This is a genomic window from Chryseobacterium sp. WLY505, from assembly GCF_030846215.1.
Lineage (GTDB): Bacteria > Bacteroidota > Bacteroidia > Flavobacteriales > Weeksellaceae > Chryseobacterium.
The window spans coordinates 1,072,697-1,085,550 of record NZ_JAVCWI010000001.1; the positions used below are offsets into that span (position 1 = coordinate 1,072,697).

15 protein-coding genes are annotated in these 12,854 nt (G+C 35.7%); 12 read left to right on the forward strand and 3 right to left on the reverse strand.

Annotation, left to right across the window (positions count from 1 at the left end; all coding sequences use genetic code 11):
* Positions 1-39 precede the first annotated feature (39 nt).
* Positions 40-198, forward strand: coding sequence for a 50S ribosomal protein L34 (rpmH, locus tag RAH34_RS04990; protein WP_002976260.1), 159 nt, complete (start codon positions 40-42; stop codon positions 196-198).
* Between the two features lie 153 nt (positions 199-351).
* Positions 352-1,062: a cell division ATP-binding protein FtsE gene (locus RAH34_RS04995; protein WP_062675736.1), complete on the forward strand. Its 711-nt coding sequence runs from the start codon at positions 352-354 to the stop codon at positions 1,060-1,062.
* 64 nt (positions 1,063-1,126) lie between these two features.
* Here the strand turns inward: RAH34_RS04995 and RAH34_RS05000 are convergent, their stop codons facing one another.
* The 3 genes from RAH34_RS05000 to RAH34_RS05010 are packed head-to-tail and all read right to left on the reverse strand — an operon-like array spanning position 1,127 to position 3,859.
* Complete coding sequence (locus RAH34_RS05000; RefSeq protein WP_306595361.1) at positions 1,127-1,819, reverse strand: tRNA1(Val) (adenine(37)-N6)-methyltransferase; 693 nt, start codon at positions 1,817-1,819, stop codon at positions 1,127-1,129.
* On the reverse strand, positions 1,819-3,273 hold the full coding sequence (locus RAH34_RS05005) for a HAMP domain-containing sensor histidine kinase (RefSeq protein WP_047435610.1): 1,455 nt from the start codon (positions 3,271-3,273) through the stop codon (positions 1,819-1,821). The genes RAH34_RS05000 and RAH34_RS05005 overlap by 1 nt, the downstream gene beginning before the upstream one ends.
* A gap of 1 nt (position 3,274) precedes the next feature.
* Complete coding sequence (locus tag RAH34_RS05010) at positions 3,275-3,859, reverse strand: riboflavin synthase (protein WP_114822246.1); 585 nt, start codon at positions 3,857-3,859, stop codon at positions 3,275-3,277.
* 48 nt (positions 3,860-3,907) lie between these two features.
* Between RAH34_RS05010 and pdxA the strand changes: the two genes are divergently transcribed.
* The 10 genes from pdxA (at position 3,908) to RAH34_RS05060 (ending at position 12,853) form a co-directional block, all read left to right on the forward strand.
* Positions 3,908-4,999, forward strand: coding sequence for a 4-hydroxythreonine-4-phosphate dehydrogenase PdxA (pdxA, locus tag RAH34_RS05015; protein WP_306595362.1), 1,092 nt, complete (start codon positions 3,908-3,910; stop codon positions 4,997-4,999).
* Between the two features lie 84 nt (positions 5,000-5,083).
* Entirely contained in the window at positions 5,084-5,614 is a 531-nt protein-coding gene (locus RAH34_RS05020; RefSeq protein WP_079243351.1) for a DUF177 domain-containing protein, read from the forward strand.
* 67 nt (positions 5,615-5,681) lie between these two features.
* On the forward strand, positions 5,682-5,885 hold the full coding sequence (gene rpmF / locus RAH34_RS05025) for a 50S ribosomal protein L32 (protein WP_002976251.1): 204 nt from the start codon (positions 5,682-5,684) through the stop codon (positions 5,883-5,885).
* Between the two features lie 127 nt (positions 5,886-6,012).
* A complete protein-coding gene (accB, locus tag RAH34_RS05030; protein ID WP_034692974.1) occupies positions 6,013-6,495 on the forward strand; it encodes an acetyl-CoA carboxylase biotin carboxyl carrier protein in 483 nt (160 codons plus the stop codon).
* Positions 6,496-6,579: 84 nt separating this feature from the next.
* Positions 6,580-7,935, forward strand: coding sequence for an acetyl-CoA carboxylase biotin carboxylase subunit (gene accC / locus RAH34_RS05035; protein WP_045501198.1), 1,356 nt, complete (start codon positions 6,580-6,582; stop codon positions 7,933-7,935).
* A 312-nt stretch (positions 7,936-8,247) separates the two neighbouring features.
* Positions 8,248-9,495 carry an ornithine--oxo-acid transaminase gene (gene rocD / locus RAH34_RS05040; protein WP_306595363.1) on the forward strand — a complete coding sequence of 416 codons (1,248 nt, stop codon included), beginning with the start codon at positions 8,248-8,250 and terminating at the stop codon, positions 9,493-9,495.
* Positions 9,496-10,296, forward strand: coding sequence for a glycosyltransferase family 2 protein (locus RAH34_RS05045; RefSeq protein WP_114822242.1), 801 nt, complete (start codon positions 9,496-9,498; stop codon positions 10,294-10,296).
* A 1-nt stretch (position 10,297) separates the two neighbouring features.
* A complete protein-coding gene (locus RAH34_RS05050) occupies positions 10,298-11,062 on the forward strand; it encodes a polysaccharide deacetylase family protein (protein ID WP_306595364.1) in 765 nt (254 codons plus the stop codon).
* A gap of 53 nt (positions 11,063-11,115) precedes the next feature.
* Positions 11,116-11,862: a glycosyltransferase family 2 protein gene (locus RAH34_RS05055; RefSeq protein ID WP_114822240.1), complete on the forward strand. Its 747-nt coding sequence runs from the start codon at positions 11,116-11,118 to the stop codon at positions 11,860-11,862.
* Between the two features lie 4 nt (positions 11,863-11,866).
* Positions 11,867-12,853, forward strand: coding sequence for a hypothetical protein (locus tag RAH34_RS05060; protein WP_306595365.1), 987 nt, complete (start codon positions 11,867-11,869; stop codon positions 12,851-12,853).
* Position 12,854: the final 1 nt, after the last annotated feature.

Consider the following 12,854-nt stretch of genomic DNA (forward strand, 5'->3'; position numbering starts at 1 on the left):
TGAAAATTAATAGATTAATTACGATTTAAACATATAGTAATGAGTAAAAGAACATTCCAGCCATCAGAAAGAAAGAGAAGAAACAAACACGGTTTCAGAGAAAGAATGTCTACGCCAAATGGAAGAAGAGTTTTGGCTGCGAGAAGAGCTAAAGGCAGAAAGAGATTAACTGTAAGTGCTGCACGCGCTAAGAGATAATTTCTAATTATCATATACAAAACATGCTTGAGAAGTTCCTTTTCAGGCATTTTTTGTTGTTAAAATTTACTAAAATTTAGGCTACATCAACATCTTTTTTCTATTTTTAAAAGTTGAAATATTTTTATAAGAATTAGCCTTTAAAATTAAATTATGCCACATACAAATATCGCCGGAGACAATATTATAAGTTTACAAAATGCAAAGATTGCGCAAAAAAACTTTACTGTACTTTCTGATGTAAATCTTAATATAAAGAAAGGTAGATTCTGCTATCTTATCGGAAAAACAGGTTCCGGAAAAAGTTCCCTACTGAAAACGCTTTACGGACACATTCCATTAGCATCAGGACACGGAGCTGTTGTAGGATTTGATTTGGCAAAACTCAAGCCGTCTGACATCCCTAACTTAAGAAGAAAACTAGGTATCGTATTCCAGGATTTCCAGTTACTTTCTGACAGAACGGTTGAAAAGAATCTGAAATTCGTTCTTGAAGCAACAGGATGGAATGACAAAGTAAAAATGGAAGACCGTATCAACGAGGTTTTAGGAAGCGTGAACATGAAAAGCAAGAAGCACAAAATGCCACACGAACTTTCCGGAGGAGAGCAGCAGCGTATTGCCATCGCAAGAGCCCTTCTGAACCACCCGGATCTTATCTTAGCGGATGAGCCTACAGGAAACCTTGACCCTGAGACTTCCAACGAAATTATGACGCTATTAAAGCAGGTTGCCCTTGAAAATGGCGCTGCAGTAGTAATGGCAACACACGATTATCACATGATTCAGAACTTCCCTGGTGAAGCCATCAGATGTGAAGACGGAAAAGTTTCTGTATTGGATACTTCAGAATTATTCGAATAAGAATAAAAAAAAAAAATAAGAAGGTCGGAAATAACTAACTTCTAACATCTTATTTCTAAATTCTTTACTTAAAAACATGAAACTCTTTGGTGAGTTCAAGATATTGGTCCGAGTATTGTCTCGGACTTTTTTCTATAATAAAATCAGACTCGTTGATTTCTTTTTCTTGTGATGAAAACTCCAGAATCAATCTTTTTGCCTTTGAATTTTCAATTCCTTTGATATTCACTTTTCTGTTTAGATACAACCTATTTTCTTTACCGATGGAAATAAAAACTTTTCCTGCTTCCACAGGTATGATCACAGAAAATATTCCATTTTCGTTCAATAATTCTGCTGCTCTGCTGATCAACTGTCTGAAGTTCAATTCTACGGTCTGACGTGCAATCTTATCTTTTTCAGATCCCGATTCTTCAAAATAAGGAGGATTGGAAACGATGAGATCAAAACGATCTACCGTTTCAAAAGTTTTAAAATCCTGATGAATATTTTTCAGCCTTGCATGAAAAGGAGAATGTTCAAAATTGACTTGGGTAAGCTTTGCGGCATCTTCATTAATATCCAATCCCAAAAATCCGGCCTGAAGATTTCTTTGCGCAAGCATAAGAGAAATCAATCCGGTTCCGGTTCCGACTTCCAAAACACCGGAAGCATGTTCAACATCAGCCAAAGCCCCAAGCAGAACACCGTCTGTTCCAACACGGAAGACGTCTTTAGACTGCTGAATTTGAAATTGTTTAAATGTAAAAGGCTTCACTATAAATTAGTAGGCAGTGTAATAATGAATGTAGACCCCTTTCCTACTTCTGATTTCACAGAGATCTCACCTTTATAATCCTCGATCATTTTTCTCACCATGGACAAACCAAGCCCCATTCCACTACTTTTAGAGGTGAAATTCGGTTCAAATATTCTTTCATACATGTTTTCAGGAATCCCGACTCCGTTATCCTGAACAGAGATCATCACTCTTCTCTGATGCTGCTCCACATCCACATTGATAATGAGTTTCCTCTGGTCACTCTCTGCCTGTTTTGCATTGGTCACAAGGTTTGTAATGATTCTGGAAAGATAAATTCTGTCCATATTGATCATTATATTCGTCTTGTTGGCATGCATGAAAATACTGTCATCATTGAATACACGGAGAATATCTTCAACTTCCGTATTCAGATTGATCACTTCATTATTTTTTTCAGGAAGTTTGGCAAATTCTGAGAATGCTGAGGCTACCGTAGCAATCAGATCAATCTGATCGACAATAGTTTTACTCATTTGCTTTACTCTTTCTCTGATATTCGGATCTTCAGGATCAAATTTTCTTTCAAAATTCTGAATAGTCAATTTCATCGGAGTCAATGGATTTTTCACCTCATGAGCCACCTGCTTGGCCATTTCTCTCCACGCTTCTTCAGATGCTTTGAATCTAAGTCTTTCTTTCTGATCCTGAATCTGTAGAATCATCCTGTTATAGGCCCTCGCCAGAGCATTAAGCTCATCATTCTTATAATATCTGATAGGACGCATTTCGTTTTCAAATAACGTAATACGGGTAATCATATCAGAGAATTTCGTAATGGTTTTCGCAAGGCTATTAGAAGTCACCCAACTGATCCATATACTAAATAAGATAAGGAATATATCGACTAAAAGAATATATTTTACATACTGATGAAGAACCTCCAGATAAGCAGATTCATTGTGGTATAAAGGGATATAAACAATTCCGATAGGTTCAAGTTCATTGTTTTTCAGCAAAAGATAGGAAGAAGTAAGCTTAGCATCCTTAGCAGCATCATAATTCACCATATCTACCCTTGCGTCGGTAGACAGAATCTTATTGATGATTTCTATAGGAATTGTTTTCTGCTCAACCAATCCTTCATCTTTGTTGGAAAGCAAATAATTTCCTTTCAGATCATAAATAAAAATGTCATGCTGGTTGATATCCGCTATTTCAAAGATTTTATTCCCTAAAACTTCCGGAAGATCTTTCGTTTCTATCAGGGTCTGGCTTACGGCATAGTCCAGATATCGCATGACAGCATTGGTTTTATCCTGCATATCGATATTACTCTGCTGCAAAGAATGATTTCTCAATACAAAGTAAGGAACAAGAGATGTAGCAACGACACTTAAAAAACATACCAGCAAGAAACCGAAAAACACCCGGTTTCTTAAGCTATATCCTTTATACTTATTTATTGACATTCTACTTTTTAATTAACCTAGCAATATACTTACCAATGATATCAAATTCCAGGTTTACTTTGTCACCAATTTTCAAATGTTTCATATTTGTGAATTCCCAGGTATAAGGAATAATAGCTACAGAAAACTGACTGTCTTCACTTTTAGCAACAGTAAGACTGATCCCGTTTACTGTAATGGATCCCTGAGGTACCGTTACAAAAGTTCCGTCATTTTCATACTTCATCGTAATAAAATAACTTCCGTCTTTATTTTCGATACTCACCACTTCACCGGTCTTATCAACGTGTCCCTGAACAATATGACCATCCAGTCTTCCATCCATCTTCATACAACGCTCAAGGTTCACAACAGTTCCCAATTCCCATTTTCCAAGGTTGGTTTTTTCCAGTGTTTCGTTAATCGCTGTAACCACATAATGATTGTCTTTGATCTCAACAACTGTAAGACAACAGCCGTTGTGGGCAAGGCTTTGATCAATTTTCAGTTCGTTTGTAAAAGGGCAAGTCAGGGTAAAATCTATATTGCTTCCTTTTTCTTCAATCTTCTCAATAACACCAACTGCTTCAATAATTCCTGTGAACATATTATTTTTTGCTAAATTTGTAAATTATAATCTTCAAAGATAATCAAAATGAGCCCAAAAAACCATAAAGTACGAGTAGGAATTTCAATCGGTGATTTCAACGGCATCGGTCCGGAGATCATTATGAAGTCTCTGAAAGACAAAACTATTACAGATTTTTTCACTCCTGTAATTTTTGGTTCGGGAAAATTATTCACTTATCAGAAAAACATTTTTAAGCTGAATCTTAATTTCAACTATGTTAACGAGCCTTCACAGGCGCAGGCAGGGAAACTCAATATGGTGAACCTTACCAAGGAAAACGTGAATGTAGAATTGGGAGTTCCTACTGAAGAATCTACGAAAATGGCGATTGATTCTTTAGAAGCAGCTACTGAAGCTTTGATGAAAGGAGATATCGATGTATTGGTAACCGCTCCGATCAACAAGGATGAAATGGTAAAAATGGGATTCAAGCATGCCGGACATACAGGCTATTTTGAAGAGAAATTCAACAAAAAAGGATTAATGTTCCTTGTTACGGAAGATCTTAAAGTAGCTGTTTCCACGCATCATATTCCTATTGCACAGGTAGCTGAAAATATTTCCAAGGAAAAAATAAAGAAACAGATCAGAGTATTAAATCAGACGCTTATAGAAGATTTTTGTATTCAAAAGCCTAAAATTGCCGTATTAGGATTAAATCCTCACGCAGGTGACGGAGGCGTTATTGGAAACGAGGAAATTGAAATCATCAGCCCGGCTATTAAAGAACTTTCTGACAACGGAATACTGGCATTCGGACCATTTCCTGCAGACAGCTTTTTCCAACCGAATAAATACAAAAACTTCGATGCTGTTTTAGCGATGTATCACGACCAGGGACTGGCTCCTTTCAAAACATTAGCCTATGAGGAAGGAGTAAATTATACAGCCGGACTTCCTTTTATCAGGACCTCTCCTGACCATGGAGTTGCCTATGATATTGCAGGAAAAAATGTGGCCGATGAGCAAAGTTTTACAGAAGCGCTGTTCACAGCGATCAAGGTTTTCAAGAACAGAAGTGAATACAGCGAACTGATGAATGACCGCCTTCAGCCTAGAAAAATGGCTGTAGACAACGGAATAGATGAAGATCTACCGGAGGAAACTGAAGCATAAATCTTTAAAACAAATTTTAAATTAATTTGTTTCAGATTTTATTTGTTATTATAAAAAAAATGCATATTTTTGCACACTCATTTTATGGACAAGTTAAGAAACTATGACGTAAGCTTTTCCGGACTTAAAAACGGAAGACACGGGTTCAAGTTTGAGATAGATAAAACGTTCTTTCAATTATTTGACACTGAGCAGGAATTTACAAATCCTAGAATAGAAGTAAATGTATCCCTTGATAAGCACACTACTTTTCTAGAATTTGAGATTAAAATTAATGGATTAGTTGAGTTGGTTTGTGATATCACAAATGAAGATTTCGACTACCCTATTGAGAATGAAATCAAAATTCTGGTGAATTTCGGGGAAGAATATGATGACAGCAATGAAGATGTCATTACTATTCCTACTGCAGAGCATGCTTTCAATGTAGCACATTTGATTTATGAAAATGTAATGCTTTCTATCCCGATGAAAAAGATTTCACCGAATGTAAGTGATGACGATCTTAAAATTCTTGACCAGTTCAGTCCTAAAGATATTGAGGTAACTGAAGAAGAAGAACATGAAAGTGACCCTAGATGGGATGCTTTAAGAAAATTAAAAGACAATAATTAAATAGAATAATTTAAATATGATGAGATGATGAATCTCATCGCTCATCAATTAAAAAAGTTATTAGAAAATGGCACATCCAAAGAGAAGACAGTCGTCTACAAGAAGAGATAAGAGAAGAACTCACTACAAAGCTGTAGTTCCTCAATTAGCTAAAGATGCAACAACAGGAGAGCTTCACCTATACCACAGAGCTCACTGGCATGAAGGAAAATTGTACTACAGAGGTAAAGTAGTATTAGAAAAAGAAGTAGCTGCTACTGAAGAAAACTAAGAGTCGCTTTTCGCTGAAAAAGCCTCATTTTAATACAAAAACCGCCCAATTTTGATAAAATTTGGCGGTTTTTTGTTGTTTTTTACGTTTTTTTGGTATCTTTGGCATCAAATCAAATATCAAATTTATGGACATTAAAGACATACAAAATCTTATCAAGTTTGTATCTAAGGCTGAAGTTTCAGAAGTGAAGTACAAAACTAAAGATTTCGAAATCACTATTAAAACTCCATTAGCTGGAAGCGATGCTGTTTATGCACAACCTGCAGTATACCACACTGCTCCACAAGCAGTAGCTGCTCCGGCACCTGTTGCAACTCCGGCTGCTCCTGTTGCTGAAAAAGCTGAAGCTGCATCTGATGACAGCAAATATGTAACAATCAAATCTCCAATGATTGGTACTTTCTATAGAAAACCATCTCCTGATAAAGATGTATTTGTAAATGTAGGTGACGAAGTTTCTGTTGGTAAAGTAGTTTGCGTTATTGAAGCAATGAAGCTATTCAACCAGATTGAATCTGAAATCAGCGGGAAAATTGTTAAAATTTTAGTGGACGACGCTACTCCTGTAGAGTATGACCAACCTTTATTCTTAGTAGATCCATCTTAATTAAAATATTGATTAATGATGATTGATAATTGATGATAAAGTCAATTTCAAATTTCAAATTTTCAAATTTCAAATCGTATTAAGATGTTCAAAAAAATATTAATAGCCAATCGTGGCGAAATTGCAATGCGTATTTTACGTACTTGTAAAGAAATGGGGATCAAAACCGTTGCGGTATACTCTACTGCTGATAAAGACAGTCTTCACGTAAGATTTGCTGATGAAGCGGTATGTATTGGCCCTGCAATGAGTAAAGACTCCTATCTTAAAATCCCTAACATTATTGCTGCTGCGGAAATTACCAATGCTGATGCAATTCACCCAGGTTACGGATTCTTATCTGAAAATGCTAACTTCTCAAGAATCTGCCAGAAAAACGGTATCAAATTTATTGGTGCTTCTCCTGAACAGATTGAAAAAATGGGAGATAAAGCAAATGCTAAGGCTACCATGAAAGCAGCAGGTGTACCATGTGTACCAGGTTCTGACGGATTGATCGAATCTTACGAACACGCTGTAAAAGTAGCTGAAGAAACAGGATACCCTGTAATGATCAAAGCTACTGCCGGTGGTGGAGGTAAAGGGATGAGAGCTGTTTGGAAAGCTGAAGACCTTAAAGATCACTGGGAATCTGCTATTCAGGAAGCTGTAGCTGCCTTTGGAAACGGAGGTATGTACATGGAAAAACTGATTGAAGAGCCTAGACACATCGAAATTCAGGTTGCGGGTGACCAATTCGGTAAAGCTTGCCACCTTTCTGAAAGAGACTGTTCCGTACAGAGAAGAAATCAGAAATTAACTGAAGAAACGCCTTCTCCTTTCATGACAGACGAACTTCGTGAGAAAATGGGTGACGCTGCGGTAAAAGCTGCTGAATTCATTGGATATGAAGGGGTAGGAACTATCGAATTCCTTGTAGACAAACACAGAAATTTCTATTTCATGGAAATGAATACAAGAATCCAGGTAGAGCACCCTATCACTGAGCAGGTAATTGATTATGACCTGATCAGAGAACAGATTCTTCTTGCGGCTGGAACTCCTATTTCAGGAATCAACTATTATCCTAAATTACATTCAATCGAATGTAGAATCAACGCAGAGGATCCTTACGCGGATTTCAGACCGTCTCCAGGAAAAATCACAGGATTAAACATCCCTGGAGGACACGGAATCAGAGTAGACACTCACGTGTATTCCGGATATACAATTCCTTCTAACTACGACTCTATGATTGCTAAACTTATCACTACGGCTCAAACCCGTGAGGAAGCTATTGCAAAAATGAGACGTGCGCTTGAAGAATTCTATATTGAAGGTGTAAAAACAACGATTCCTTTCCACAGACAACTGATGGATAATGAAGATTATCTTGCAGGAAACTACACCACAAAATTCATGGAGGATTTTGTAATGGACAGAAAATATGATAATCACTAGGATTATTTTAAAAATAAAACTGAAGCTGCCTCTTTTGAGGCAGTTTTTTTTATAAACCTTTTAATTCAGACCCTATAAACGGAATTGAAATAGCCTCTTACCATTCATTAATAAAAATTAATAAACAGACCAAAAATAAAATTCTGCCCTTATAAAGATATAATACCTAAAACAACTGATCAACAAAGAAATTATTTTCTTATACAATATTATTCCACCCTAAAATCTACTTTAATTTTACCCTGAAACGATACTAGTTATTTGTTTATACATATCATTAATATTGCGTAAATTTGTTGAAAACCAAAATATATGTCAACAGCAGAACAAACAAAAAACTCACAGTATTTTATTGACCTTGAAGACAAACATGGAGCACATAACTATCACCCGCTTCCAGTAGTTCTGGACCGTGGAGAAGGTGTTTTCGTTTGGGATGTAGAAGGTAAAAAATACTATGATTTTCTTTCAGCATATTCTGCTGTGAACCAGGGGCACTCCCACCCAAAAATTGTAGGTGCATTGGTAGAGCAGGCACAAAAGCTGGCATTAACTTCAAGAGCATTCTATAACTCTAAATTAGGAGAGTACGAACAGAAAATCACTACCCTTTTTGGATTTGATAAAGTTTTACCCATGAATTCCGGAGCTGAAGCTGTGGAAACTGCGGTAAAACTAGCCAGAAAGTGGAGTTATGAAGTAAAAGGAATTGCGGAAAACGCAGCGAAAATTATCGTTTGCGAAAACAACTTCCACGGAAGAACCACAACGATTGTTTCTTTCTCTAATGATCCGGATGCCAACCAAAACTACGGACCTTTTACGCCAGGATTTATTAAAATTCCTTATAACGATATTACAGCATTAGAAGAAGTTCTTAGCAGAGAAGCAGCAAATATTGCAGCATTCCTGGTAGAACCTATCCAGGGAGAAGCCGGAGTATATGTTCCGGATGAAAATTTCCTTAAAAATGCTTCTGAATTATGTAAAAAATACAATGTCCTTTTCATTGCTGATGAAGTTCAGACGGGTATTGCAAGAACAGGAAAACTGATTGCATGCCACCACGAAAATGTACAACCAGATATTTTGATCCTGGGAAAAGCACTTTCCGGAGGAATGTATCCTGTATCCGCGGTGTTGGCAAATGACAACATCATGAATGTTATCAAACCGGGGCAACACGGTTCCACATTTGGAGGAAACCCTATTGCATGTGCTGTAGCAGTAGCAGCATTGGACGTGGTAGCTGATGAAAAACTGTCTGAAAGAGCAGAAGAATTAGGAAAGCTTTTCAGAGCTGAAATAGAGAAACTTATTGAAAAGACAGACCTTATTACCAAAGTAAGAGGAAAAGGCCTTTTAAACGCTATTCTGATCAATGATACCCCTGATAGTTCTACAGCATGGAATCTTTGCTTACAATTAAAAGAAAACGGATTGCTCGCAAAACCTACCCACGGTAATATCATAAGACTTGCACCGCCATTGGTAATTACAGAAGAGCAGTTGCTGGATTGCGTGAAGATTATTGAAAAGACTATTCTTGAGTATAAATAAATGGCTCTTTCCCTTGCAATCATTACTTATAATGAAGAAGAGAATATTGTAAGACTTTTAGATTCATTAACAGATATTGTGGATGAAATTATTATTGTCGATAGCTTTTCTACAGATAAGACCAAAGAGATTTGCACTCAAAAATATCCTCAGGTAAAATTCTTTGAGAAAAAATTTAATGGGTATGGTGAACAAAAAAACCATGCCCTTCATTTATGTTCCCATGAATGGGTTTTGTTTCTGGATGCGGATGAAGTTCCTGACCAAAATCTGAAAAAATCTATACAAAACATTGTTTCTTCAGAAAATACTGAATTCAATGTGTATAAAGCAAAATTCAACAATCATCTTGGGATTCACCTGATCCGATTCGGAGGATGGGGAAATGTATACCGTGAAAGGCTTTTCAGAAAAAAATATGTAAAGTATTCTGATGATAAAGTTCATGAATTTCTGATTACCGATCAGAAAGTGGGCCTTATGGAAGGTAAACTGGATCATTATACTTACAAAAGCATTCATCATCATGTATCCAAAATCAATAGATATTCTGATATGATGGCTGAAAAGATGTTTGAAAGAGGAAAAAAAATCAACAGATTTAAAATTATTGTAAGTCCTGTTTTTGAATTTATCAAGGTTTTTATTTTCAGATTAGGTTTTCTGGATGGATTTCCAGGATTTTATATTGCCAAAACAATGGCTTATTATACCTTTCTGAAATACATTAAACTGCATGAAAGAATACGGCTGTATGAAAAAATACGGCATCAGGAAATTGAAAAAAATACCGTAAAATAGTATGATCCTGTATCTTATTCCTCTTTTATTGGCGGTATTTATCGTTGTATATTTCCGTCTCTATTTATTTGCCGTGCCATACAACAGACTGGTCATTCTTATGTACCACCAGGTTGAAAAAGAAAGCCATGAAGATCTTACTGTCAGTTTAAAAAATCTTGAACAGCAGCTGTCATATCTGAGTTCAAAAAAGTATACTTCATATTTTTTTTCAGAACTTACCCTTTCAGCAAAAAGAAACGTTATCATCACCTTTGATGACGGATATAGAAACAATCTTGAGTATCTTCCCTCTTTACTGGAAAAGTATCATCTGAAGGCGACCATTTTTATCCCAACAGGATTTATTGAAAAGGGATATAACAATTATCCCATGATGACCTTTGATGAAATCAGAAGTCTGGATCAAAAATATTTTGAAATTGCCCTTCACAGTCATGCCCATGAAAATGTAAGAAATGTTTCCCTTGATTTTATAGAAAAAGATCTAAAAAAAAACATGGAAATCCTCGATGCCCATAACATCAGGTATTCAAAGGTTTTAGCCTATCCCTATGGAAAGTATCCACAAAAAAAACATGATAAATTAGCATTTTTTTCTGTTTTGGAAAAAATAGGAATCGATTTTGCAGTAAGAATTGGAAATAAGGTGAATTATTACCCTACCCAGCGCCGATACGAACTGTGCAGAATTGATATAAAAGGCAAAGATTCACTTATAAAATTCAAATTAAAACTTATCTTTGGCAGATTAAAACTATTTTAAAAAACAATTTTAGGGGAGTACTTACCTACTTCCCTGTCAAACAAAGCGTTGTGATGAATATAAGTGGTTTGATCATAACATATAATGAAGAGAAAAATATACAGGATGTCCTGGAGTCTTTTGATTTCTGTGATGAAATAATAGTTGTTGACTCCTTTAGTACGGATAACACTGTAGAAATTGCGAAGAAATTCCCTAATGTAAAGGTAATTCAGAATAAATTTGAAGACTTTACAAAGCAGAGAAATCTGGCTCTTGATACTGCAACTAATGACTGGGTTTTATTTTTAGATGGTGATGAGCGAATTACACCAGCCCTGAAGCAGGAAATTATTGATGAGCTTAATAAACCTGGACAAAAAGATGCCTACTATTTTTACAGGAAATTCTTTTTTGCCGAGAAACCGATTCATTTTTCAGGAACACAGTCTGATAAAAATTTCAGACTCTTCAGAAAATCGAAAGCCAGATATACGGCAGGAAAAAAGGTACATGAAACTCTGGAAGTTAACGGAACCATCGGAGTTTTAAAAAATAAATTACTCCATTACTCCGTTTCAGATTATGAATCTTACAGAAAAAAAATGATTCATTACGGAGTTTTAAAGGGGAAAGAACTGGCAGCTAAAGGAAAAAAGTACAATGTTTTAGTTCAATATCTTAAAACTGCTTTTAAATTCTTTAAAGCCTATATAATGAGACTTGGTATTTTAGACGGAAAAGAAGGCTATCAGCTATCCTACCTGCAATCTTTAAGCGTTTATGAAACCTATGAATCATTAAAAAAAGAGCAAAATTAGTTGAATGAAGATTTGTATCATTAGTTATGATTTTTGGGATTATGATAAGTATATTGTTGAAACATTATGCCAGCGTAGTATTGATGCTCACCATATAAAAATCAGCACCGTTACTCATTCCAACTTCAATGAAAGAGCTGTAAATGCGTTAAGCAAAACTTTTTTAAACAAAAATCTTAAGACTGAAAAAAGACAGAAATATGTTCTGGATTCTCTGGAAAAATTAGGACATCAGGATCAGATCCTGGTGATGAATCCGGATACATTTGATCTTTCTACCCTTAAAAAAATCCGAAAATCTACAGACCGTCTGGTAACCTATCTTTATGATAATCTTGAAAGAGTACCTGTGGAAGACAAACTCTATCTTTTTGACAAAGTATTTTCTTTCGATTATATTGATGTTAAAAAACATGGCTTTGAAAAATTAACCAATTATATCTACCTTCCCCATTGTGCAAAAGAGTCTCAAAAGCCAGAAATGGATCTTTTTTACATCACCTCTTATGATAACAGAAGGGTTTCATTGATAAAATTACTGGCTAAAAAGTTGATTGAACAGGGATTGAAGTTCCAGATTATGATTATTGGAAAAAAGTCCTGGAAGCATCAGCTCACCAATATGTTCATGACGGTACCTAAGAATCTTTTCCTGGTGTTCAGCATTAAGAAGATCCCGCATAATGATCTTCCCAAATATTATAAAAACTCAAAAGTTTTACTGGATCTGATGCGTGAAGGGCAATATGGACTCAGCTTCAGAGTTTTTGAGGCCATGTCTCTGGAAAAGAAAATCATTACTGATAATGAAGCCATTAAAACCTATGATTTTTACAATCCCAATAATATTTTGATTTTAAACAAAAATATTAGTAATCTTGACAAATCTTTTTTTGAAAAACCTTACGAGAAAATTCCGGAAGAAATCTACTACAGATACACTTTGGATAGTTGGGTGAATAAAGTTTTTGAACTTGATACTAAAAACTGAC